At 67.1% G+C, this 24662-nt stretch carries 18 protein-coding genes; 10 read left to right on the top strand and 8 right to left on the bottom strand.

Features of this window, described 5'->3' with window-relative positions:
• The 4 genes from AWC12_RS03625 to AWC12_RS03610 form a co-directional block, all read left to right on the top strand.
• Positions 1–441: LppP/LprE family lipoprotein (locus AWC12_RS03625; RefSeq protein WP_085172462.1), on the top strand; the 441-nt coding region annotated here is incomplete at its 5' end.
• 116 nt (positions 442–557) lie between these two features.
• Positions 558–3998, top strand: coding sequence for a TM0106 family RecB-like putative nuclease (locus tag AWC12_RS03620; RefSeq protein WP_085172448.1), 3441 nt, complete (start codon positions 558–560; stop codon positions 3996–3998).
• Positions 3995–5353, top strand: coding sequence for an FAD-binding oxidoreductase (locus AWC12_RS03615; protein WP_024449169.1), 1359 nt, complete (start codon positions 3995–3997; stop codon positions 5351–5353). The genes AWC12_RS03620 and AWC12_RS03615 overlap by 4 nt, the downstream gene beginning before the upstream one ends.
• Before the next feature lie 18 nt (positions 5354–5371).
• Complete coding sequence (locus AWC12_RS03610; RefSeq protein WP_085172446.1) at positions 5372–6763, top strand: NAD(P)-binding protein; 1392 nt, start codon at positions 5372–5374, stop codon at positions 6761–6763.
• Here the strand turns inward: AWC12_RS03610 and AWC12_RS03605 are convergent.
• A complete protein-coding gene (locus AWC12_RS03605) occupies positions 6760–8601 on the bottom strand; it encodes an MFS transporter (protein ID WP_085172444.1) in 1842 nt (613 codons plus the stop codon). The two genes, AWC12_RS03610 and AWC12_RS03605, sit on opposite strands and share 4 nt — an antisense overlap.
• Before the next feature lie 99 nt (positions 8602–8700).
• Positions 8701–10044 (bottom strand): multidrug effflux MFS transporter, encoded by a 1344-nt coding sequence (locus tag AWC12_RS03600; protein ID WP_420087677.1) that lies wholly within the window; start codon positions 10042–10044, stop codon positions 8701–8703.
• 141 nt (positions 10045–10185) lie between these two features.
• Between AWC12_RS03600 and AWC12_RS03595 the strand changes: the two genes are divergently transcribed.
• Positions 10186–10929, top strand: coding sequence for a hypothetical protein (locus AWC12_RS03595; protein ID WP_085172442.1), 744 nt, complete (start codon positions 10186–10188; stop codon positions 10927–10929).
• Between the two features lie 271 nt (positions 10930–11200).
• Positions 11201–14914: a multifunctional oxoglutarate decarboxylase/oxoglutarate dehydrogenase thiamine pyrophosphate-binding subunit/dihydrolipoyllysine-residue succinyltransferase subunit gene (locus AWC12_RS03590; RefSeq protein WP_234813819.1), complete on the top strand. Its 3714-nt coding sequence runs from the start codon at positions 11201–11203 to the stop codon at positions 14912–14914.
• A 93-nt stretch (positions 14915–15007) separates the two neighbouring features.
• Here AWC12_RS03590 and AWC12_RS03585 read toward each other — a convergent pair whose 3' ends face one another.
• Positions 15008–15361 carry a DUF732 domain-containing protein gene (locus tag AWC12_RS03585; protein WP_024449163.1) on the bottom strand — a complete coding sequence of 118 codons (354 nt, stop codon included), beginning with the start codon at positions 15359–15361 and terminating at the stop codon, positions 15008–15010.
• Positions 15362–15534: 173 nt separating this feature from the next.
• On the opposite strand from AWC12_RS03585, the gene AWC12_RS30985 reads away from it, so the two are divergent.
• Together AWC12_RS30985 and AWC12_RS03570 are read left to right on the top strand one after the other, a co-directional pair.
• Positions 15535–17145, top strand: coding sequence for a hypothetical protein (locus AWC12_RS30985; RefSeq protein WP_165762764.1), 1611 nt, complete (start codon positions 15535–15537; stop codon positions 17143–17145).
• A 143-nt stretch (positions 17146–17288) separates the two neighbouring features.
• A complete protein-coding gene (locus AWC12_RS03570; RefSeq protein ID WP_024449160.1) occupies positions 17289–18119 on the top strand; it encodes an SDR family NAD(P)-dependent oxidoreductase in 831 nt (276 codons plus the stop codon).
• A gap of 88 nt (positions 18120–18207) precedes the next feature.
• Here AWC12_RS03570 and AWC12_RS03565 read toward each other — a convergent pair whose 3' ends face one another.
• Entirely contained in the window at positions 18208–19065 is an 858-nt protein-coding gene (locus AWC12_RS03565) for a glycine betaine ABC transporter substrate-binding protein (protein ID WP_085172438.1), read from the bottom strand.
• Positions 19062–20231 (bottom strand): NAD(P)-dependent malic enzyme, encoded by a 1170-nt coding sequence (locus tag AWC12_RS03560; protein WP_024449158.1) that lies wholly within the window; start codon positions 20229–20231, stop codon positions 19062–19064. Before AWC12_RS03560 ends, AWC12_RS03565 begins: the two co-directional genes overlap by 4 nt.
• 144 nt (positions 20232–20375) lie before the next feature.
• Between AWC12_RS03560 and corA the strand changes: the two genes are divergently transcribed.
• Positions 20376–21494 carry a magnesium/cobalt transporter CorA gene (gene corA, locus AWC12_RS03555; RefSeq protein ID WP_085172437.1) on the top strand — a complete coding sequence of 373 codons (1119 nt, stop codon included), beginning with the start codon at positions 20376–20378 and terminating at the stop codon, positions 21492–21494.
• A gap of 156 nt (positions 21495–21650) precedes the next feature.
• On the opposite strand, the gene AWC12_RS03550 is transcribed toward corA, so the two are convergent.
• Both AWC12_RS03550 and AWC12_RS03545 read right to left on the bottom strand, forming a co-directional pair.
• Entirely contained in the window at positions 21651–22244 is a 594-nt protein-coding gene (locus AWC12_RS03550) for a suppressor of fused domain protein (RefSeq protein ID WP_085172435.1), read from the bottom strand.
• Positions 22245–22333: 89 nt separating this feature from the next.
• A complete protein-coding gene (locus tag AWC12_RS03545) occupies positions 22334–22864 on the bottom strand; it encodes a YflT domain-containing protein (protein WP_085172433.1) in 531 nt (176 codons plus the stop codon).
• A 121-nt stretch (positions 22865–22985) separates the two neighbouring features.
• Here AWC12_RS03545 and AWC12_RS03540 point away from each other — a divergent pair, with 121 nt between their 5' ends.
• A complete protein-coding gene (locus AWC12_RS03540) occupies positions 22986–23675 on the top strand; it encodes a DUF4190 domain-containing protein (protein WP_085172431.1) in 690 nt (229 codons plus the stop codon).
• Here the strand turns inward: AWC12_RS03540 and AWC12_RS03535 are convergent.
• Positions 23672–24634, bottom strand: a complete 963-nt coding sequence (locus AWC12_RS03535) for an HpcH/HpaI aldolase/citrate lyase family protein (protein WP_085172429.1) — start codon at positions 24632–24634, stop codon at positions 23672–23674. The genes AWC12_RS03540 and AWC12_RS03535 overlap by 4 nt on opposite strands.
• Positions 24635–24662 lie beyond the last annotated feature (28 nt).

Here is a 24662-nt window from a genome sequence, read left to right as displayed (position 1 = left end):
CCCGCCGCTCCGCCGCCCGCTCAGCCCACCGGACCCCCGCCTGGGCCCGCCCCCGCCGACGATCCGTGCGCCACCAATCTGGCGGCGCCGGAGATCGCGAGGGCCGTGTCCGAACTGCCCCGCGACCCGCGAAGCAACCAGGCCTGGAATCCCGAACCGCTGGCGGGCAACTACAACGAGTGCGCGCAGCTGTCGGCGGTCATCATCAAGGCCAACACCAACTCGGACAATCCGAATACACGCGCGTTGCTGTTCCACCAGGGCAAGTTCATTCCCACCGGCGTGCCCGACACCTACGGCTTCAACGGTCTCGACGCCACGCAGACCACCGGCGACACGGTCGCGCTGAAGTTCTCCGGCGGTGTGCCCGGGCTCGACAGCGTGGTCAAGTTCCGCTGGAACGGCAGCGGGGTCGAGTTGATCGGCAACACGCCCGGCTGACTTTCCGCTGCCATTTCGCGAAACCGCACTCAGCGTCGTAAAACGGCGCCGCGCACTACGGTGGTGGCGGTTTCGCGAGGCGTCAGGGTGTCGGTGGAAGCGCCTACAGTGGCTGCGTGTTCGTCGCCACCGACGCGGGCGAAGACCGCGTCATCTACAGCGCCTCCGACCTCGCCGCAGCGGCGCGCTGCGAGTACGCGCTGCTGCGCTCGTTCGATGCGAGGCTGGGCTGGGGGCCGGACGTCTCAGGTGACGACGAACTGCTGGCCCGTACCGCAAGCCTGGGTGACGAGCATGAGCAGCGCCACCTCGCTGAGCTGCGGCTGGAGTCCGACGTCGCGATCATCGGCAGGCCCAAGTACACCGTCGCGGGGCTGACCGCCGCGGCGGAGCAGACCAGGCGCGCAATCGAGGACCGCGCACCCGTCATCTATCAGGCCGCCATGTTCGACGGGCGTTTCGCCGGCTTCGCCGACTTCCTGGTGCTCGAGGACGGGCAACGGTATCGGCTGCGCGATACCAAGCTCGCCCGCTCGGTCAAGGTCGAGGCACTGCTGCAAATGGCGGCCTACATTGAAACCCTCACTGCCGCAGGCGTTTCGGTGGCTTCCGAAGTCGATCTCATACTGGGTGACAGCACGGTGGCCAGCTACGCCGTCGACGAACTGCTGCCGGTGTACCGGCCGCGCCGCGACGCACTGCAACGGCTCCTCGACGATCACCTCGCCAGCGGCAGAGCAGTGGCGTGGGAGGACGAGCTTGTGCGGGCGTGCTTCCGCTGCGCAGAGTGCGAAGCAAAAGTCCGTGAGCACAACGACCTGCTGCTGGTGGCCGGGATGCGGGTCAGCCAGCGGGCCCGCCTCCTCGACGCCGGCATCACGACCGTCGGTGAACTCGCCGCGCACGAGGGCCGGGTGCCCGAACTGTCGACCCGCACCGTCGCTGCGCTGAAATCGCAAGCGCGGCTGCAGATCGCCGACAGAGTCGTCGAGAACGGCAACGTGAAACCGCCGTACGAGCTCGTCGATGCGCAGCCGCTGATGGTGCTTCCCGACGTCGACAAGGGCGACCTGTTCTTCGACTTCGAGGGCGACCCGCTGTGGACCACCGACGGGCATGAGTGGGGACTCGAATACCTGTGGGGTGTGCTCACGGTCGGCGATGAGTTCCAACCCTTCTGGGCCCACGACCGCGCCGAGGAACGTCAGGCCCTCAAAGAGTTCCTCGCCTTCGTGCGCAAGCGCAGACGCCGCTATCCCCGGATGCACGTCTATCACTACGCGGCCTACGAGAAGAGCACACTGCTGCGGCTGGCGGGCCGCTACGGCGTGGGCGAGCACGAGGTCGACGAGCTGCTGCGCGACGGTGTGCTTGTCGACCTGTATCCGTTGGTGCGCAAGAGTATTCGGGTCGGCACCGAGAACTACAGCATCAAATCGCTCGAGCCGCTGTACATGGGCAACGAGCTGCGCGACGGTGAGGTCACCACGGCCACCGCGTCGATCACCGAGTACGCCCGATACTGCGAGCTGCGCGACGAGGGCCGCACCGACGAGGCGGCGACCGTGCTCAAGGAGATCGAGGAGTACAACCGCTACGACTGCCGTTCGACGCGAAGGCTGCGCGATTGGCTGATGGCCCGGGCCATCGAATCCGGTGTCCCGCCGCGCGGACCCGTCGTCGTCAGCACCGAGCGCGTCGCCGCGGAACCAGACGATGTCGAACGCAGGCTACTCAAATTCGCCGGCGACGGGATCGACAGCCGCACCCCCGAACAATCTGCGGCCGCGATGATGGCTGCCGCCAAAGGTTTTCACAAGCGGGAGGACAAGCCGTTCTGGTGGGCGCACTTCGACCGGATCAACAATCCGGTTGACGAATGGGCCGACGACAGCGACGTGTTCATCGCCGAGGGCCACGAGATCGTCGCCGACTGGCACAAGCCGCCCAGGGCACGCAAGCCGCAGCGCCATGTCCGGCTGTTCGGCGAGATCGCCAACGGCGAACTCGCGAACGAGATGTACGCCCTCTACGACCCGCCGTCACCAGCCGGGTTGACCGACGACCCGGACCGGCGCGGCTTCGGCCCGGTGACCGTCGCCGGCTGCGACGACCCCGAGGCGCCCACCGAGGTCCTCATCGTCGAGCGGCAACCCAAGGACGGCCCGAATCTTGCGCCGACGTTCGACCAGGTGCCGTTCGCACTGACTCCAGGGCCACCGATCAGCACCACCACGCTGCAGGACGCGATCGCCGACACCGCGGCGCTGATGGCCGCCGGTCTGCCGAACCTGCCCGCCGACGCGCTGACCGACATCCTGCTGCGGCGTCGGCCCCGCACCCGCAGCGGCGCCGCCCTGCCCCGCACCGGAGACGTCGTCGCCGACATCACCGGCGCGCTGCTCGACCTCGACTCGTCCTACCTCGCCGTGCACGGTCCGCCGGGCACCGGCAAGACCTACACCTCGGCACAGGTGATCGCGGCGCTGGTCACCGAGCACCACTGGTCGATCGGCGTGGTCGCACAGTCGCACGCGGTGGTGGAGAACCTGTTCGCCGGCATCATGGACGCCGGCGTCGACGGAACGCGGGTGGGCAAGAAGCTGCACACCGTGAGCACCGGGTGGACGGAGCTGGATCGCGACGACTTCGCGACGTTCATCTGTCAGGACGGATGCGTCGTCGGCGGCACGGCGTGGGATTTCGCCAACGCCAACAAGTTCGAGCGCGACAGCCTCGACCTGCTGGTCATCGAAGAGGCCGGCCAGTTCAGCCTCGCCAACACCGTCGCGGTGTCCCGCGCGGCGCGCAACTTGCTGTTGCTCGGCGATCCGCAGCAGCTACCCCAAGTCAGCCAGGGCACCCATCCCGAACCCGTCGACGGGTCGGCGCTCGGCTGGCTCGTCGACGGGCATCACACGCTGCCGCCCGAACGCGGCTACTTCCTCGACCTGTCCTTCCGCATGCATCCCGATGTCTGCAGAGCAGTGTCACGGCTCTCCTACGACCGCAGGCTGCATTCGCACGAGGCAGTCACTGCCGCGCGCCGCCTCGACGGTGTGGCGCCCGGCGTCCGGACATTGAGCGTCAGCCATCTCGGGAACGCGACCGAGAGCCCGGAGGAGGCCGACGCGATCGTCGCCGAGATTGTGCGGCTGCTCGGCACGCCGTGGACCGACGAGTCGGGCACGCGTCCGCTGGCTCAGGGCGATGTCCTGGTGGTCACGCCGTACAACGCGCAGGTGGTCCTGGTTCGTCGCCGTCTGGAGGCCGCGGGCTTGAGCGACGTGCGCGCGGGCACCGTCGACAAGTTCCAGGGGCAGCAGGCCCCGGTGGTGTTCGTGTCGATGACGGCGTCCTCGATCGACGACGTGCCGCGCGGAATCGCGTTCCTGCTCAACAGGAATCGCCTCAATGTGGCGGTGAGCAGGGCCAAGTATCTCGCGGTGATCGTGCGCTCCGATCAGCTGACCGAGTACTTGCCGGGAACGCCGGATCGGCTGGTCGAGTTGGGCTCGTTCCTCTGCCTGACGGACTGTGATACACCGGGCCAGTGACCCAGGCTCTGATGGAACGGCTCGCCACGATCGTCGGGGCGGCCTACGTGACCACCGACAGCGACGTGCTGGACGGGCGGTCTGTCGACCACACCGGCAGGTATCGCGGACACGCGTCGGCCCTGGTGCGGCCGGGATCGACCGATGAGGTGGCGGCAGTGCTGCGCGAGTGCCGCGCGGCGGGTGTCAGCGTCACCGTGCAGGGTGGCCGCACGTCGCTGGTGGCGGGCACGGTGCCCGAGCATGACGACGTCCTGCTCTCGACGGAACGGTTGCGCGACATCGGCGAGGTCGACGTGGTGGAGCGGCGCCTGAGGGTCGGCGCCGGGGCGACGCTGGCCGATGTGCAACGCGCGGCCACCGCGGCCGGTCTGGTGTTCGGGGTCGACCTCGCCGCGCGCGACACGGCCACCGTGGGCGGAATGGCGTCGACGAACGCGGGCGGGTTGCGCACGGTCTGCTACGGGAACATGGGCGAACAGGTCATCGGGCTCGACGTCGTGCTGCCCGACGGTTCGGTGGTCCACCGGCACAGCCAGGTGCGCAGCGACAACACCGGTTACGACCTGGCCTCGCTGTTCGTCGGCGCCGAGGGCACTCTCGGGGTCATCACGGCGCTGGATCTGCGCCTGCATCCCACACCCCGCCAACGCGTCACGGCCATCTGCGGTTTCGCCGATCTGGACGCGCTCATCGCGACCGGACGGGTTTTCCGCGACATGGAGGGCGTTGCGGCGCTGGAGCTGATCGACGCCAGAGCCAGCGCGCTGACCGCCGAGCACGTCGGAGTTTCAGCCCCCGTGCAGGGCGCATGGCAGCTGCTGATCGAACTCGCCGGCGAGACCGACCTCACCGAGCGGTTGGCCGACGCCCTCGAGGACGCCGAGTTGTCAGACGAACCCGCCGTCGGTGTCGACGCGAACGCCCAGCAACGGCTGTGGCAGGTCCGCGAGGCTGTCGCCGAGGTGCTAGGCGTCTACGGTCCGCCGTTGAAATTCGATGTGTCGCTTCCGCTTTCAGCCATCCACGCTTTCTCCGATGACGCTGCCCGCCTGATCGCCGAGCATGCCCCCGACGCGATCCCCGTGCTGTTCGGCCACATCGGCGAGGGCAACCTCCACCTCAACATCGTGCGCTGCGCGCTCACCGGCGACGCCGAGCGTGAGCTCTACTCGGCCATGATGGCACTGATCGCCGGCCACGGCGGCAACGTCAGCTCCGAGCACGGCGTCGGGACCCGCAAACGTGACTACCTGTCGATGGCGCGCACCGATGCCGACATCGCGGCGATGCGCGTCCTCAAGAACGCCCTCGACCCCACCGGGTACCTCAATCGCGCGGTCTTGTTCAGCTGACAGGTAGCGTGGCGCGAGATGACCAGCATTGAAGCTGACTACCTCGTCGTCGGCGCAGGCGCGATGGGCATGGCGTTCGTCGACACCTTGCTCGCCGAAAGCGACGCGACGATCGTGCTCGTCGACGAGAACCACCAGCCCGGCGGGCATTGGAACTCGGTGTATCCGTTCGTCCGGCTGCATCAGCCGTCGGCCTTCTACGGCGTGAACTCGCGGCCGCTGGGCAACGAGCACATGATCGACCGCGCCGGCTTCAACGAAGGCTTCTTCGAACTCGCCACCGGCCACGAGGTCTGCGCCTACTACGACGAGGTGATGCGCAACCACATGCTGCCGACCGGACGTCTCACCTACTTCCCGATGACCCGCTACCTGGGCGACAACAGGATTCGCACCCTCGACGGCGAAGAGCACACCGTGACCGTGCGGCGACGCACCGTCGACGCGACCTATCTGCTCACCGTCGTGCAGTCGATGAGATCGGCCCCGTTCTCGGTCGCCGACGGGATCACCGTGATACCCCCCAACGACCTCCCCCGCCGCGCCGCCGAACACGAGCACTTCACGATCGTCGGCGGCGGCAAGACCGGCATGGACTGCTGCCTGTGGCTGCTGCGCAACGGCGTCGCGGCCGACAGACTGCGCTGGATCAAACCCCGTGACTCGTGGCTGCTCAACCGGGCCAACGTGCAGCCCGGTCCGGAGTTCGCCAAAACGCTCCGAGCATCGATAGCGGCTCGGGCGCAGGCGATCTCCGAAGCGACTTCCTCGGAAGACCTCTTCGAAAGACTCGAGACGGCCGAGGTTCTCTTCCGCCTCGACCCGGCCGTGACACCAACGATGTACCACTGCGCGATTGTGTCGCGTCGTGAGTTGGACCACCTGCGGCTCATCGAGGACGTGGTACGCCTCGGTCATCTCGAACATGTCGAACACCATCAGATCCGGCTCACCGGCGGATCGGTCCCGGCGACCCCGTCGCTGTACGTCGACAGCACCACCCAGGGACTGCCGCGTCCACCGTCGGTGCCGGTGTTCGACGGAGACCGGATCACGCTGCAGAGCGTCCGCAGTTGTCAGCAGGTGTTCAGTTCGGCGTTCATCGCGCATGTCGAGACGACCTACGGCGACGACACCACCCGCAACGAACTCTGCACGCCGATCGTCCACCCCGACGCGCCGATCGACTACCTGCGGCAGACGTTGGAGGACAACGTCGCGACGCTGCGGTGGGTGCGCGACGACGAGCTGATGGCGTGGCTGAAGACTGCTCGCCTCAATGCCGCACGCGATCTCTTCCCCGTGTTTCCGCCCGGCAAAGAGCGGGTGCGCGACAAGGCGATGGGTGCGCTCGCAGTCGCTTTGAAGAAGACCAACGACGAACTGATCGCTCTGATGGGCAGCACCTAGCCGCGCGAGTGCTTGCCGGTGGGACGATCCTGACCGTCTTCCCGACCGTCGAAGCCGTCGGCGAGGTGGAATCCGTTGTGCGCGTGCCCGTTCGTGTCGTGCACTGGTTCGTCGAGCAGCTGATCGAGAATGCTGCGCCACTCCTGCTTGGCCGACGGAGCGGCGGCAGGTTGCTCCGGCCGGTACTCCTCGCGCATCGGCTCGGTGACGGAGTCGAGCACATCGGTGTCGGCGAGCGCGTCGGACGGTGCCGGCTGGTGGGGTTCGTGGTGCTGCCACGTCACCTCGTATTCGAGGTACTCGTCTTCCCCGTCGGCCCAATACAGTTCGTGGTCGGGGTCGTAGGGCTCGTGCGGCTCTTCCGGTCCCCGGGGGCTCTGCGTGGGGGCGGCGAGGAACGGCAGCAGAAAGAGCGCGGCGACGACGCCGAAGAGTGCGGCGAAGGCCGGCAGCAGCATCGCCTGCGACATCGCCGAGGCGAACGGCGGTTGCAGGAACTCGGGCAGTTGCGAGACCTGCCCCTCGGCCTGCGACGCATCCGCCGCGCCGGGGATCTTCGCCGACAGCTCCGACGCCATCAGCGCGGCCATCCCTGCGCTGCCGAGGACGGAGCCGACCTGACGCGTCGTGTTGTAGACGCCCGAACCCGCCCCAGCCAGGTGCGGCGGCAGGCTCCGCGTGGCGGTCGCCGCCAGCGGCGAGAAGATGAACGCCATCGCGGCGCCCATCACCGTCAACGGCAGGACCAGCCGCCAGATCGGCGTATTCGGCGTCATCTCGATCGACAGCCAGGTCAGCCCGATCGCCGCGATCGCGAAGCCGAAGCCGATGACCGACCGCGGGTGCGACCGGTCGACGAGCCTGCCGACGAACGGTGCGAGGACACCGGTCGCAACGGCCATCGGCGCAGTCAGCAGCGCGGCACGCGTCGGAGTCAGGCCGCAGACCGCCTGGGCGTAGAACATCAGCGGCAGGATCATGCCGGTGACGATGAACCCGATCGTCGCCACCCCGACGTTCGACATCGAGAAGTTGCGGTCGCGGAAGATCATCAGCGGGATCAACGGCTCGCCGGTGTTGATCGACTGCCAGTACACAAACGCCGCCATGACGGCGATGCCGACGCCCATCGTGGCCCAGATCCACGGTGCCCAGTCATGCGACTGGCCTTCCTGCAGCCCGAACACGATCAGGAACAGCCCCACCCCCGACAGCACAACGCCCGGCACGTCGAACCGCTGATTGCGCTGGGTCGGCAGGGCGGGCACGAGCCAGACCGCCATCGCCATTCCAAGGACGCCGATGGGGACGTTGACGATGAAGATCCACTGCCAGCCCAGCGTGTCGACCAGGACACCGCCGGCAAGCGGGCCGACCAGTGTCGCCACCCCTGCGGTGGCGCCCCACACGCTCATCGCCACGCCGCGGCGGTGCGGCGGGAACGTGCGGGTGATGACCGTCATCGTCTGCGGCGTCAGAAGCGCCGCGCCCACACCCTGGACCACGCGTGCCGCGATGAGCGTCCCGATCGAGTCGGCGAGCCCGCACCACAGCGAGGCGGCCGTGAACACCGCTAAGCCGGCCAGGTACATATTCTTGGGTCCGTACCTGTCACCCAGCCGGCCGGCCACCAGAAGTGGCACGGCGTAGGCCAGCAGGTAGGCGCTCGTGACCCAGATGACCGCGTCATAACCGGCACCCAGATGCGCCATGATTGCCGGATTGGCGACGGGCACGATCGTGGCGTCGACCAGGATCATGAAGAACCCGATCAGCAGTGCCCACAACGCGTGCCAGGGGTTGGCGCCCCGGGCAGGCGGAATCATGTTCTCGGACATCGCATAGTCAGCTGAAAGTCAATCGGGAGAAGTACATTTCGGCCCGACGCTACGGTCCGGGCGGTGTCCCGACAAGTCAGTGAGGGCGCATCAGAGCGGTCAGGCAGGCTCGGCAAGCGCCTCAGCGGGGACGCGGGCGGAATCCGTGACGCGGTGCACACCGGTCAGCAACAACGCGGCCAGCGCGACGATCACTCCCGCGGCCATCACCACAGCCATCGCCAGCTCGTCGTTGCCGAGTACGCCGACCACAGGAGCGATGGCCGCACCACCCCCGAACTGCACGGCGCCCAGAAGTGCCGCCGCGGTGCCCGACGCATCGGGATGACGCGTCAGCGCGACGGCAGGCGCATTCGGGATGACCAGCCCCATCGCGGCCAGGATCAGCCACACCGGGATGACGAAACCGTAGAGGCCGCCGACATGGGCCGCGGCCAGAGCCACGAACACCGCGCCGAACACCGAAGCCGCCACCAGAGCCCACAGCATGATCTGTTGCGGCGTGAACCGCTTCAACAGCACGACGTTGAACTGGGTGGTGCCGATCAGGGCGATCGCCCCGGCGCCGAACACCAACGCGAATGCCGTCTGATCGAGACCGAAGCGGCCCTGCAGCACGAAGGACGCACCCGCGATGTAGGCGAACAGCCCCGACATTCCGAGCGCGGCGACGATAACCAAGATCACGAAACGCATGTCGCGGAGCAGCTCGAGATAGGTGGCGGCGATGCCCTTCACCTTGAGCGGACGCCGATGGTCAGCAGGAAGCGTCTCGGGTAAGGCGAGCACGGCCATCAGCAGCAGAGCACCTGCGACGACGACGAGCGCGGCGAACACCCAGTGCCACGATCCGCGCAGCAGTACCGCCGCGCCCAGCGACGGCGCCAGGACGGGAGCGACCCCGAGCACCAGCATCAACCGCGACATCACCGTCGCCGCCGCGTTGTCCTTGTAGAGGTCGCCGACGACTGCGATCGCGACGACCATGCCGGCCGCCGCACCCATGCCCTGCAGGCCGCGGGCGACACCGAGGGTCGCGATGTTGGGCGCGAAAAGGCACAGCAGCGACGCGAGCATGTGCAGCACGATCCCGGCGAACAACGGCTTGCGACGCCCGAGCGAGTCGGACAGCGGGCCGATGACCAGCTGTCCGATCGCGAGGCCGGCGAGCGTACCGGTCAGCGTCAGCTGGGCGACCGACGATGAGACGTTCAGTTCGTCCGCGATCTTCGGCAGCGCCGGCAGATACATGTCGATGGTCAACGGGCCCAGAGCGACGAGTAGGCCGAGGACGACGATCATCTTGTTGCGATTGGGCGTCCGGGGTTGATCAGGCGTCCGGGGTTGATCAGGCGTCCGGGGTTGATCAGGCACAGCGGCGGCAACCGCCGTCGGCGAATCGGTGTCCTGGTGCCTCACTTCCACAACCCGGGATATTGCCATGGAAATGATTAGCGACGCTTCCCAATATTTTCTTCCCCATTTCGCGAAGAGTGACTGCGATCACGTTCGGGCACGCGGCGTCGATCGCCATTCGTTTCACAGGCGTTAGCCTGAAATCAGGTTCACAGGGAGGTAGCGCTCATGAGTGCCAGGTCACGAACCAACAAGCAGGTGCCCGCAGTGCCCGACGAAGATCCGGGCGTCGCCGCCAAGGTGCTCTCCCAGATTCTTGAGCGCGGAGCCCGCGTGCAAGGTCCCGCTGTGCGGGCCTACGTGGAGCGTTTGCGCCAGCACAACCCCGGTGCCACGCCCGCGGAGATTCAGCGCAAGCTGGACACGCAGTACATGGCCACCGTCATGGCCAGCGGCGCCGCCGTCGGGTCGGCGGCCGCCTATCCGGGGATCGGCACGCTCGTGGCAATGTCGGCCGTCGCCGGTGAGACCGTCGTGTTCCTGGAGGCCACCGCGCTGTACGTGCTCGCTATGGCCGAAGTGCACGGCATCCCCGCCGAACACCGGGAACGGCGCCGCGCGCTGGTGCTGTCCGTCCTTGTCGGCGAGGACAGCAGGCGCGCCGTGGCCGATCTGCTCGGCCCCGGGCGCACCAGCGGCGCCTGGGTGTCCGATGGTGCCGCCACCCTGCCGCTGCCCGCACTGTCGCAGCTGAACTCGCGGTTGCTGCGCTACTTCGTCAAGCGCTATGCGCTCAAGCGCGGCGCCCTGGCATTCGGCAAGTTGCTACCAGTCGGGATCGGGGCCGTCGTCGGCGGTGTCGGCAACCGGCTGATGGGCAAGAAGATCGTCGCCAACGCCCACCAAGCGTTCGGTAACCCGCCCGCTCGGTGGCCCTCAGCCCTGCATCTGCTTCCGGCCCCGGGCGAGTAGATCCGGCGCGTCAGCGACCGTTCATCCCTCGTTCACGACCGCTCGACCACTGATGGGCTGTGACCGATAAGACCATAAGTACGTTGCGTGGTCTGGGCCCTACCGAAAGCGCTAGCCTTGATGCGGCGGAAACAGCGGGGTAACCGCACACCGGGTTGAACAAAGGGGGGCCGGCTGCCGCGGGGCGTCGGCCCGAAGCGAAGAATTGAGGCGAATAGCAGCCGTGAGCTCACCTTCACCATTCGGTCAGAACGAGTGGTTGGTCGAAGAGATGTACCGCAAGTTCCGCGAGGATCCGTCGTCGGTTGACCCGAGTTGGCACGAATTCCTCGTCGACTACTCCCCTGAACCCACCAACGAAGCCCCCGTCAGGTCGAACGGCAAGCCGACCTCTCCGCCCGAACCGGCTCCGGCCCCGAAGCCCGCCAGCAGCAACGGCACCTCGGCCCAGCCGGCGAAGTCGGAGAAGCCCGCGGCCAAGACTCCGGAGAAGGCACAACCGAAGCCCGACAAGAAGGCCCCCGAAAAGGCCGCTGAGAAGGCCGCTGAGAAAACCGAGCCCGCCCCGAAGGCCAAGCAGCCCGTCAGCGTCTCCGGCGACGACGAGAGTCAGGTGCTTCGGGGCGCCGCGGCGGCCGTCGTCAAGAACATGTCCGCCTCGCTGGAGGTGCCGACCGCCACCAGCGTGCGGGCCATCCCGGCCAAGGCGATGATCGACAACCGCATCGTCATCAACAACCACCTCAAGCGCACCCGCGGCGGCAAGATCTCGTTCACCCACCTGCTGGGCTATGCCATCGTGCAGGCGGTCAAGAAGTTCCCGAACATGAACCGGCATTTCGCCGAGGTCGACGGGAAGCCGAACGCGGTCACGCCCGCGCACACGAACCTGGGTCTGGCGATCGACCTGCCCGGCAAGGACGGTAAGCGCGCGCTAGTCGTCGCCGCCATCAAGGGCTGCGAGACCATGCGCTTCGGTCAGTTCATCGCTGCCTACGAGGACATCGTGCGGCGCGCCCGCGACGGCAAGCTGACGGGCGAAGACTTTGCAGGCGTGACGATTTCGCTGACCAACCCCGGCACCATCGGCACCGTGCACTCGGTGCCGCGCCTGATGCAGGGACAGGGCGCGATCATCGGTGCGGGCGCCATGGAGTACCCGGCGGAGTTCCAGGGCGCCAGCGAGGAGCGCATCGCCGAACTCGGCGTCGGCAAGCTGATCACGCTGACGTCGACCTACGACCACCGCATCATTCAGGGCGCCGAGTCCGGCGATTTCCTGCGGACCATCCACACGCTGCTGCTCGACGACGAGTTCTACGACGAGATCTTCCGCGAACTCGGCATTCCCTACGAGCCGGTCCGCTGGCGCATCGACAACCCGGACTCCATCGAGGACAAGAACGCCCGCGTCATCGAATTGATTGCGGCATACCGTAATCGCGGTCACCTGATGGCCGACATCGATCCGCTGCGACTGGACAAGACCCGCTTCCGCAGCCACCCCGACCTCGACATCAACACCCACGGGTTGACACTGTGGGACCTCGACCGCGAGTTCAAGGTCAACGGTTTCGCCGGCCAGACCCACAAGAAGCTGCGCGACATCCTCGGCCTGCTGCGTGATGCGTACTGCCGCCACATCGGCGTCGAGTACACCCACATCCTCGAGCCCGAGCAACAGCAGTGGCTGCAGGAACGCATCGAGGTCAAGCACGAGAAGCCGACGGTCGCCGAGCAGAAGTACATTCTGAGCAAGCTCAATGCGGCCGAGGCCTTCGAGACCTTCCTGCAGACCAAATACGTTGGGCAGAAGCGGTTCTCGCTGGAGGGCGCGGAGACCGTCATCCCGATGATGGACGCGGGCATCGACCAGTGCGCCGAGCACGGGCTCAACGAGGTCGTCATCGGCATGCCGCACCGTGGCCGCCTCAACGTGTTGGCCAACATCGTCGGAAAGCCGTACAGCCAGATCTTCACCGAGTTCGAGGGCAACCTGAACCCGTCGCAGGCGCACGGCTCCGGCGACGTGAAGTACCACCTCGGCGCCAACGGCACCTACATCCAGATGTTCGGAGACAACGACATCTCCGTCTCGCTGGTGGCCAACCCCAGCCACCTGGAGGCCGTCGACCCGGTGCTCGAAGGCATCGTGCGGGCCAAGCAGGACATCCTCGACAAGGGGGCCGGCCCCGACGGTTTCACCGTGGTCCCGATGATGTTGCACGGCGACGCCGCCTTCGCGGGTCAGGGTGTGGTGGCCGAGACGCTGAACCTGGCGCTGCTGCGGGGCTACCGCACCGGCGGCACGATCCACATCATCGTCAACAACCAAATCGGTTTCACCACATCGCCGTACGACTCGCGATCCTCGGAGTACTGCACCGACGTCGCCAAGATGATCGGCGCGCCGATCTTCCACGTCAACGGTGACGACCCGGAGGCCGCGGTGTGGGTGGCCAAGCTGGCCGTCGACTTCCGTCAGAAGTTCAAGAAGGACGTCGTCATCGACATGCTGTGCTACCGCAGGCGCGGTCACAACGAGGGCGACGACCCGTCGATGACGCAGCCGTACATGTACGACGTCATCGACACCAAGCGCGGCGTGCGCAAGACCTACACCGAAGCCCTCATCGGCCGCGGCGACATCTCGATGAAGGAAGCCGAAGACGCCCTGCGCGACTACCAGGGACAGCTCGAGCGGGTCTTCAACGAGGTGCGCGAACTCGAAAAGCACGAGATCGAGCCCAGCGCGTCAGTGGAATCCGACCAGATGGTGCCGGCGGGCATGAACACCGCGGTGGACAAGGCGCTGCTGGCCCGCATCGGTGATGCGCACCTCGCGTTCGGCGACGACTTCAACGTGCATCCGCGCGTCAAGCCGGTGCTGGAGAAGCGTCGCGAGATGGCCTACGAGGGCAAGGTCGACTGGGCCTTCGCCGAGTTGCTCGCGCTGGGCACGTTCCTGGCCGAAGGCAAGACGATCCGGTTCTCCGGGCAGGACACCCGTCGCGGCACGTTCACCCAGCGCCACGCGGTGATCATCGACCGGCAGACCGGCAAGGAGTTCACGCCGCTGGACCTGCTGACCGTGGACTCCGACGGAAACCCGACCGGCGGCAAGCTGATGGTGTACGACTCGGCGCTGTCGGAATTCGCGGCGGTCGGGTTCGAGTACGGCTACTCCGTCGGCAACCCGAACGCACTGGTGTTGTGGGAAGCGCAGTTCGGCGACTTCGTCAACGGGGCACAGTCGATCATCGACGAGTTCATCAGCTCCGGTGAGGCGAAATGGGGGCAGCTCTCCGACGTGGTGCTGCTTCTGCCGCACGGCCACGAGGGACAGGGGCCCGACCACACGTCGGCCCGCATCGAACGGTTCCTGCTGCTGTGGGCCGAAGGGTCGATGACCATCGCGATGCCGTCCACGCCGGCGAACTACTTCCACCTGCTGCGCCGCCACGGGCTCGACGGCATCCACCGGCCGCTGATCGTGGCCACGCCGAAGTCCATGCTGCGCAACAAGGCGGCTGTCAGCGACATCCGTGACTTCACCGAGCAGAAGTTCCGCTCGATCCTGGAGGAGCCGACCTACTCAGACGGCACCGGCGACCGGTCGAAGGTCACGCGGATCCTGTTGACCAGCGGCAAGCTCTACTACGAGTTGGCGGCCCGCAAGAAGAAGGACGATCGCGACGACGTGGCGATCGTGCGGATCGAACAGCTCGCCCCGCTGCCGAAGCGTCGGCTCAACGAAACGCTGGACGGCTACCCGAATGCCGAGCAGTTCTTCTGGGTGCAGGAAGAGCCGGCCAATCAGGGTGCGTGGCCGACGTTCGGGCTGACGCTGCCCGAGGTGCTGCCCGACAAGCTGGGCGGTATCAAGCGGATCTCGCGGCGGGCTATGTCGGCGCCGTCGTCGGGTTCGTCGAAAGTTCACGCCGTGGAGCAGCAGGAGATCATCGACGAGGCGTTCGCCAAGTAGCACCCGTCGCACCGCGAGCGCGCGTGTTTGCACGCCGACGCGCCGTGACCTGCGTACATTGCGCGCGCGGTCACGGCCGTCGAGCGGCGGCACTCACCGGAAGAACGAGAACGGAACCCCGTCGGTCAGCGCGTTCACCGCGCGGGGGCAGAAGATCGAGATCGCCAATCCGGTGAACATCGTGGCCGGACCCAACGGACGCCCGAGGTCGTCGGCGATGTCAGCCGCGACGTTGGCGGCGTTCTGACCGGGCTCGGAGAGCATCGGGCACACGGTCTGGCCCACCCGCACGGCGGTCGCCGGATCGATGTCGCCCAGTCGGTAGTGCTGCAGCGTGGACAAGAACGCGTCCGTCGTGGGATCGGCCTGCGCCGGGGCCGCGGACATCGTGGCGGCGACGGCGGCCGAGGCGACGAGCGCAGCGACCGCGGGGTACTTCAACGTCATGCCTTGATTGTCGTCGAACGGGTTGCGGGCATTACGCGGACAGTGGTGTCGGTACGTACCCGCGCTTCTGTCATTCGACCGAAATTGGGGTAGCGCACTACTCAATCGATCCGTTGCAATCGCACCTATTTTTGGCGACGACACACGTCATCGACCAATCCATGGGGGTTGCCATGTCCGTTACGGCGCACGAATCACACTGTGTGGAAGGCCGCAGAAGTACCACGAGAACGTCGCTGACGGCGGCGGCGGCCGTCGGCGCGCTGGCGTTTGGCGGTGCCATCGCGTCGATCTCGGACGCGTCCACCACACCGGCCCCGCCGCAGACGCACGCACCGATGGTCAGGGATGCGTCGTCCGCGCCGGCGGCACCGATTCTTCTCACGGCTCTCGGAATTCCGGTCGGCCCGAAGATCGTTGACAGCTCATCGGGGACGGGCCGCGTGGCGTCGGAGCCGGCATCGGCGCTCTTTTCCGTCCGGCCGTCCTCCGACACGTCGAGTCCGTTGCTGTCCATGGAGGACGCAGGCGCGCTTTTGCGCCTGAGCGGTCCGACGACTTTCTCCGCCCGGGCCACCCAGGCGACTGCGCTGAACCTGTCCGGCAGTAATTCGCCGGATGCCGAAAGTGCTCCCACCGCCGCACCGATGCGACCCATGTTCGGTGACGGCGGATGGCTGATCGGTAACGGCCTCGACGGCGCTGCCGGTGAGGACGGTGGCGACGGCGGCATCCTCTGGGGTAATGGCGGGCGCGGGGGCGACGGCCTCGCGGGGCAGGCCGGCGGCGACGGCGGCCGCGGTGGTCTTTTCGGCGGCAACGGTGGCGACGGCGGAAACGGCGGGATCGGCGGCGGCGCAGGCGGAAACGGCGGCAGCGCACAGCTTTTCGGCAACGGCGGCGCAGGTGGCAATGGAGGGGTGGGCGCGATCGGAGCGGCGGGTGTGAACCCGACACCGTTGGACCCACCGACCAAGGCGGGCAAGGGTCAGGACGGCGCTTCGGTCGAGGTGATCTTCCAGGTGGGTGGCGAAAACAGGGCCCAAAGCGGGGGACCCGGCATGAACGGCGTGGCCGGCCAGGCAGGTGGGGACGGCGGCCAAGGGGGCGATTCGAACAACCAGGACGAAGGGACCGCTCTGGCAGGCGACGGCGGGCAGGGCGGGGTCGGCGGCGCCGGCGCCCCCGGCGGAAACGGCGGTCGGGGCGGCATCGGCAACAGCAACGGCGACGTCGGCCAGGCCTCGTACGGCGGGAACGGCGGCGATGGCGGATTGGGGGGCACCGGGGCGCGCGGAGGCAACGGCGGAGACGGCGGCCTCGGCGTCGGTGCGACGACCAGGGAGTTTCCCGGCAACGGTGGAAACGGCGGTAACGGCGGTGCAGGTGCGACCGGCGGGAATGGAGGCAGCGGAGGTGTCGGCGGCAAAGGCGGCAGCGGCGGCTTTGTCAGCGGCAACGGCGGCGCCGGGGGCAGCGGCGGCGACGGCGGCAAGGGGGGCACCGGCGCGACCGGTGGCAATGGCGGCAATGGCGGCGACGGCGGCAACAACCCCTCCGACTCGGAGACCTTCGGCGGTAAGGGAGGAAAGGGCGGGAAGGGCGGCCTGGGCGGGGTCGGAGGTGCCGGAGGCGCGGGCAACCCCACCGGTGGCTCCGGAGGTCGGGGCGGCATCTTCGGCAGCAAAGGCACGGATGGCTCCGGCGGTAAAGCCGGGGCCCAAGGTGACCAGGGCAAAGCCGGGAACGACGGCAGCGATGGAGCCGACAGCCCGACCGAATAGGCGGCTCACCTGAGAAGGGGCCGGTGAGCGCTGGGGGGTGCTCACCGGCCCTTGTCGTCGTGTGACCCCGGCCATATTCGGGACCTCGGGTACCGGGTAGGCTCACCCTCACTCAACACGCGTAGAACAACCGAGGAGTGCACATGCAGGGCTTCGCCGGAAAAGTTGCCGTTGTGACAGGCGCCGGCTCGGGCATCGGCCAGGCACTGGCTGTGGAGCTCGGTCGCTCCGGGGCACACGTCGCGATCAGCGATGTCGATACCGAAGGCCTCGCCGTCACCGAGGAACGTCTGAAAGCCATCGGCGCCAAGGTCAAGTCGGACCGCCTCAACGTCACCGAGCGCGAGAACTTCCTGCAGTACGCCGACGCCGTCGCCGACCATTTCGGCAAGGTCAACCAGATCTACAACAACGCGGGCATCGCGTTCACCGGTGACATCGAAATCAGCCACTTCAAGGACATGGAACGGGTGATGGACGTCGACTACTGGGGCGTCGTCAACGGCACCAAAGCGTTCCTCCCCCACCTCATCGCGTCAGGCGACGGACACGTCGTCAACGTCTCCAGCGTCTTCGGGCTGTTCTCCGTGCCCGGGCAAGCTGCCTACAACTCGGCCAAGTTCGCTGTCCGCGGCTTCACCGAAGCCCTGCGACAGGAGATGGCGCTGGCCGGACATCCGGTAAAGGTCTCCTGTGTGCATCCCGGCGGCATCAAGACTGCGATCGCGCGCAACGCCACAGCTGCCGAGGGTATCGACGCCGATGAACTGGCCAAGACGTTCGACAAGAAGCTGGCCAGCACGACACCGGAGAAAGCCGCCAAGGTCATTCTTGACGGAGTGCGCAAGAACAAGGCTCGCATCCTGATCGGCAATGACGCCAAAATGTTCGAAATCGTCATCCGGGCAATTGGCGCGAACTACCAAAGCGTGTTCCCGAAGGTCGTCGCTCGGCTGACCCCGCCGACAAGATAAGCACGCTCGACTGCGACGAGAGCGCGCGGACGGACACCAATCGCGGCGTGTCGGCGTGCGGACACGCGCGCTCGCGGTGCAGAGGTGACTAGTTGCCGACGCCGAGCGGGTGCTCTTCGAGCCACTGACCTGCCACCAAGCCGGGCTCGGTGCCCTCGGCGACCTGCCTGCGCATATCCGCCAGCGAGCCGGTGTCCAGCACGCCCGCGATCTCGTTGAGCGCAAGGACCTGCGACTCGGTCAGCTCATTGCGCCGGTACAGCGGCACCAGATTCTCGGCCCGGATCAGCGAGGTCTTGTCCGACAGCACCACCGCCTCCGACGGCACGTCAGGCGCTGCGGTCGTCGTCCACGCCGCGTCGATGCGGCCCGCCCGCAACGCGTCGAACATCGCGTCGTCGTCGGCGAATTCGCGCACCTTCGGCAATGCGCACGTCCCGAGCGAATCGGGCCGCTGCACGGAGCTCACCGCTCCGATCGCGATGTCGCCGCAACGGCGTGCCATCACCGACACATCGCGGCCGCCCCATGCATCGGCGGTCCGCTCGGTCACCGCGACCGCCGGCTTGTCCTCTGCGGACGTCGTGTAGTCACCGGCCGCGATGCCTTCCGGCAACGCCGACAACAACGTTCGGTAGACCTGAACATCGGCGCGCGCCGCCGAATCCGGCGCGAACCGCATCAACAGCCGGCCGGTGAACCCCGGTGCCACGCGCACTTCGCCCGCGTCCAATCCGCCCAGCGGGTCGTCCGTCGTTACCACGTGGGCCGGATTGCCATAGAAGCGCAGCGCCGACGCGTAGAGCTGCGCGACCAGTTGCGATTCAGGGTCCGCGGGAGCCCCGACAGGGATCGACGGCGCGGCGGAGTGCCCACCGCAACCAGCCGCGACGAGAGCCGCGACGATCAGTTGGACAACGCTACGCGCGCGGCTCAGCCGACTCAGTCCTCGGATGCGGCAGCGACAGCCGCGGCAACTGCCGGACCGACCCGCGGATCCAGTGCGCTCGGAACGATGTGGTCGACCGCCAGCTCGTCGCCGACGACGGAGAAAATCGCCTCTGCCGCAGCCACTTTCATCTTCTCGGTGATGCGGCGGGCGCCCGCGTCGAGTGCGCCGCGGAAGACACCCGGGAACGCCAGCACATTGTTGATCTGGTTCGGGAAATCGCTGCGCCCCGTGGCGACAATGGCAGCGTGCTTGCGCGCCGCGTCGGGATGGATCTCGGGATCGGGGTTCGACAACGCGAAGACGATCCCGTTCGGCGCCATCGTCGCGATGATCTCCTCCGGCACCACACCCGCGGACAACCCGAGGAACATGTCGGCCCCGTCGAGTGCTTCCGCGAGACCACCGGTGCGACCGGCAGGATTGGTACGGCCCGCCAGCTCGGCCTTGAACGGATTCAGGTCACTACGGCCGGAGTGGACGATGCCCTTGGAATCCAGCACGGTGATGTCGGAAATGCCTTTGGCGAGCAGGATGTTCGCACACGCCACCCCCGCTGCCCCGGCCCCCGAGATCACCACCCGAAGCTCGTGCATGTCACGGTCGAGGACCTTGGCCGCGCCGTGCAGCGCGGCCAGGACGACAATCGCGGTGCCGTGCTGGTCGTCGTGCATGACCGGGCAATCCAGGGCCTCGATCACGCGGCGCTCGATCTCGAAACACCGCGGCGCGGAGATGTCCTCGAGATTGACCGCGCCGAACGAGGGACGGAGCCGGATGAGTGTTTCGACGATCTCGTCGGGATCCTTGGTGTCGAGCACGATCGGGATGGAATCCAGGCCGCCGAACGTCTTGAACAGCGCGCTCTTGCCCTCCATCACAGGAAGCGACGCCGAGGCGCCGATGTCCCCGAGCCCGAGCACGGCGCTGCCGTCGCTGACGACGGCCACCAGTCGGTGCGCCCACGTGTACTTCTTGGCCAGCGTCGCATCCGACGCGATGGCTCGGCTGACCTGCGCTACCCCGGGGGTGTACGCGATCGACAACGCCCGCTGGGTGTCCAGTGGCGATTTCAGATCGACCGAGAGCTTGCCGCCCTCGTGAGCCTCGAAAATCTCGTTGTCTTCGATGACAACCTGCGGAGTGCGCGTCAATTCGGCCACGGGCGTCAGGGTAACCGACCATACAAACTCACAGGAATGGGTTCCCCCGCGGTGAGCAGATCAGGCCCCGTGCAGCGCGTACGATTCACCGGTACGCCCGAACGGGCATGACCAGCGCCTACACCGGGATGAGGAGGTCGGATCATGGCTTCTTTCCGTGCACTTCCGCCCTCGCTGGTCAAACAAGCGTCACGGGCACGGGCACTCGGCCACGTCGAAGGGCCCGATGCCAGCCGCATTCACGTCCCGGTCTCCCAGTCGGTTGTCGACTGCGGCGTGTACTGCGACGGCACCCGTCTGCCCGGCAAGTACACCCACGCCGCGGCGCTGAACAAGGTGCACGAGATCGAAGCCGAAGGCAGGAGCGCCTTCGTCTGGATAGGCCTGCACGAACCCGACGAACACCAGATGCAATCCGTCGCCGATGTGTTCGGCCTGCACGAACTGGCCGTCGAGGATGCGGTGCACGCCCACCAGCGACCCAAACTCGAGCGCTACGACAAAATGCTGTTCCTGGTCCTCAAGACGGTCACCTACGTCGAGCACGAGTCGATAACCAACGCCCGCGAGATCGTGGAAACCGGCGAAATCATGATCTTCGTGGGCAGCGACTTCGTCGTCACCGTGCGCCATGGCGAACACGGCGGACTGGCCGGCGTGCGCAAGCACCTCGAAGCCTCTCCGGACAACCTCCGGCTGGGGCCGTACTCGGTCATGCATGCCATCGCCGACCACGTCGTGGACACCTACCTCGACGTGACCGACCTGATCGAACACGACATCGACGCGATGGAAGAAGACATCTTCTCCCCGCGGTCGCAAACCAACATCGAATGCATCTACCTACTGAAAAGGGAAGTCGTCGAACTCCGCCGGGCGATCGGCCCGCTGGCCACCGACCTGCAACGCATCGGCACCGACCACGACGACCTCATCAACGTCGAGATCCGACGCTACATGCGCGACGTCCTAGACCACACGATCAAAGCCTCCGAACGCATCGCCAGCTACGACGAACTCCTCAGCTCACTGGTGCAGGCCGCCCTCGGCAAGGTCGCGATGCAGCAGAACGTCGACATGCGCAAGATCTCGGCGTGGGTCGCGATCGCCGCGGTGCCGACCGCGATGGCCGGCATCTACGGCATGAATTTCGACCACATGCCCGAATTGCACTGGACCTTCGGCTACCCGATGGTCCTGCTGGTGATGACGACGGTGTGTTTCGTGCTCTACCGAAACTTCCGGCGCAACAACTGGCTCTGACCCCTATATCGCAGGATTGGCGGCTCGCCGCTCAGGCCGGATTGGCGGCTCGCCGCTTAGGCCGGATTGGCGGCTCGCCGCTCAGGCCGGATTGGCGGCTCGCCGCTCAGGTCGGACTGGCGGCTCGCCGCTCAGGTCGGACTGGCGGCTCGCCGCTCAGGTCGGACTGGCGGCTCGCCGCCGTGGGTCCGTCGGATCGACCCCGTCCTGCACCCACGCCTGCCTCATCGCGTCGGCACCTTTGAGCCGCACCCATGCGGCCTCCGTCGCTGTGATGGGAATTGCCGACAACACCTCAACTGGCGACATCGGCTCCGGGAGATCCACATCGTCGATGTCGCTGTGCCCCAACAGAAATGCGGTGAAGGGCGCACCCTCCCACAGCGGCATCTCCAGGTCGATCAGCGCATCGGGTGCAAGAATCAGCCCCTCGACCGCGGGGGCCGCGGCCACCACGGCCACCGAACGTGACAGGCCGGCGGGCGAGGGCCCCCGCAACGCGACCACAACCTCGGCCCGTGGACCCGCGACGGGGTCGGCGACCATCTCGGCCGGGTCGACCATCGGATGCGATGAACAACCGAGCGAGACATAGTGCACTGCACCATCTCCGGGCCCCGCAAAACGCAGGACGCCGATGCGGTCGGTCCCGAGGAAGGTGACGCTCGCCTCGTCCGGATCCGCCGTGACGCCGTAGCGCGCAAAGTGTTCGCGTAAACGGACCCGCACCCGGTCGGTGATGTCGCTCAACTGCCGGCCCTCCTTTCACCGCCCGGGCATTGAATCCCGCGGAGCAAAGCTAGGGCCAACTGTGCACGATCCGCAACATCGACGCCGGTCTAGATGGCCAAGCGCCCCAGCAGATCCCGGCCCTTCTCGGCGTTCTGCGGATCACAGAGCACGTCGTAGCGGCCGGCAACCAGTTGCATCGTCGAACTGAAATCCCTTGTGCCGCGCGCCATTGCGTAGGGAATAGCCGAGGTGATCAAACCGAAGAAGACGCCTGCGATGAGGCCGGTGATGAGGGCACTCCACGGATTGGGGCTGAAGAACCCCAGGATGAGACCGATGAACAGGCCCAGCCACGCGCCGGTCAGGACGCCTCCACCGAGCACCTTCGGCCAGGACAGCCGCCCCGTGACCCGCTCCACCTGCATGAGGTCGACACCGACGATGGTCACCTGCTGGACCGGGAACTGCTGATCGGAGAGGTAGTCGACCGCGCGCTGAGCTTCGGCGTAGGTCGGGTACGAACCGATCGGCCATCCCTTGGGCGGCGTTGGCAGACCCACCGGGCGACCACGTCCCGACGCTGCGCCGGCCGCGACAGGCGCACCGGGATTCTGTCCTGGCTGGAACGGGCTGGTCATCCTTCTACTCCTTCGATACCGCGCGTTTCACGCTAGTCCTCTGATAACGCACAGCGCACCACATTGGTGCCCCGATGCGCGCTCACCTCGGCTTACCTGCCCTTAGGCTAGGTTGATCACCATGACAAGTCCGGACAACGAACCAGGCGGAGCCGGCTCTTCCGATTCCTCCGCGGCCGGGTCCGAGCCGTCGGCTGCAGGCTACGAGGCGCCGCCGATCGAGCAGGCGCAGAGCACGCCGAGCACCCCCGAACCCGGGCTGGATGACACGCCGCCGCAGGGCTACACCCCGCCGCCGGCGTACAACCCCCCGCCGAGCTACATCCCGCCGACTCCCAGTGTCGATCAGCCCGGTTATTTTTCGAATCCGCCATATCCGCCGCCACCGGCGGGGTTCGCGCCGCCCCCCTATCCCGACGCCGGCACGCCCTACGCGGCACCCGGTTACGGCACACCCGGCTACGGACCGCCGGGCTACGGGCAACCGTCCTACCCGCCACCGCCGCCCTACGGTGCCTACCCGGGCAGCTATCCGGGGGCCGAATACGGATACGGCGCACCCGCCGCGCAAGGCTCCAACGGCCTCGCCATCGGATCGCTGGTCGCCTCGTTGCTTGCGATACCGCTGAATATCGCGTGCTTCGCGGGCACCATCGCGTCGATCGTCGCCGTCGTGCTCGGCATCGTCGCCCTCAACCAGGTCAAGAAAACCGGCCAGGGCGGCAAAGAAATGGCGATCGCCGGAATCGTGATCGGGGCGCTCGGCCTGATCGGCGCCTTCGTCCTGGCAGTTCTCGTCGCCGCGGCTTAGCCCTGGGTGGGCGGCTGAAACCGTTCGCCGGTGCGCTGCATTCCCGCCGCACGCCCCTTGCCCGCGATGACGAGTGCCATCTTTCGGCTGGCCTCGTCGATCATTTCGTCGCCCAGCATGACCGCGCCCCTGGCGCCGCCCTCGCGCGAGGTGTGCCACTGGTAAGCCTCGAGGATCAGTTCGGCGTGGTCGTAATCCTGCTGACGCGGACTGAAAATCTCGTTACCTGCCTCGATCTGGTCGGGGTGCAGCACCCACTTCCCGTCGTAACCCAGCGCGGCGGAGCGCCCCGCAACACGGCGGAACGCCTCGACGTCGCGCACCTTCAGGAACGGGCCGTCGATCGCGGCGATACCGTTGGCCCGCGCGGCCACGAGGATCCGCATCAACACGTGGTGGTACGCGTCACCGACGTCGTAACCCTCCGGCTGCTCCCCCACCACCAGCGTGCGCATGTTCAAGCTGGCCATCAGGTCCGCCGGACCGAGCACCAGCGCTTGCACCCGCGGTGCCGACGCGATGGCGTCGATGTCGGTCAGCCCCTTGGCGTCCTCGATCTGCGCCTCGATGCCGATCTGGCCCGGCGGCAGGTCGTGGGTTGCCTCCAACTGGCTGAGCAGCAGGTCGAGCGCGAGGACATGAGAGACGTTCGTCACCTTCGGCAGCACGACGATGTCCAGCGACGCGCCCGCGCGTGCGACGACTTCGATGATGTCGGCGTGGGTCCACGGCGTGGTCCAGTCGTTGATGCGCACCCCTCGCAGCTGACCGGCCCAGCCCGGTTGCGCTAGTACGGCCGCAACCTGAACGCGCGCTTGGGCTTTCGCCTCGGGCGCGACGGCATCCTCGAGATCGAGGAACACCTCGTCAGCGGCGAGCGTCTTGGCTTTCTGAATCATCTTCTCGCTGCTGCCCGGCACGGACAGACAGGTCCGCCGCGGCCGATACCGGTTTTCCATTACATGCACCTCCAGACACTCTTCTACC

It is taken from the genome of Mycolicibacterium iranicum, assembly GCF_002101705.1.
GTDB lineage: Bacteria > Actinomycetota > Actinomycetes > Mycobacteriales > Mycobacteriaceae > Mycobacterium > Mycobacterium iranicum.
Note: the sequence above shows the minus strand (reverse complement) of the source record. Positions and strands in the feature narration are given on the sequence as shown.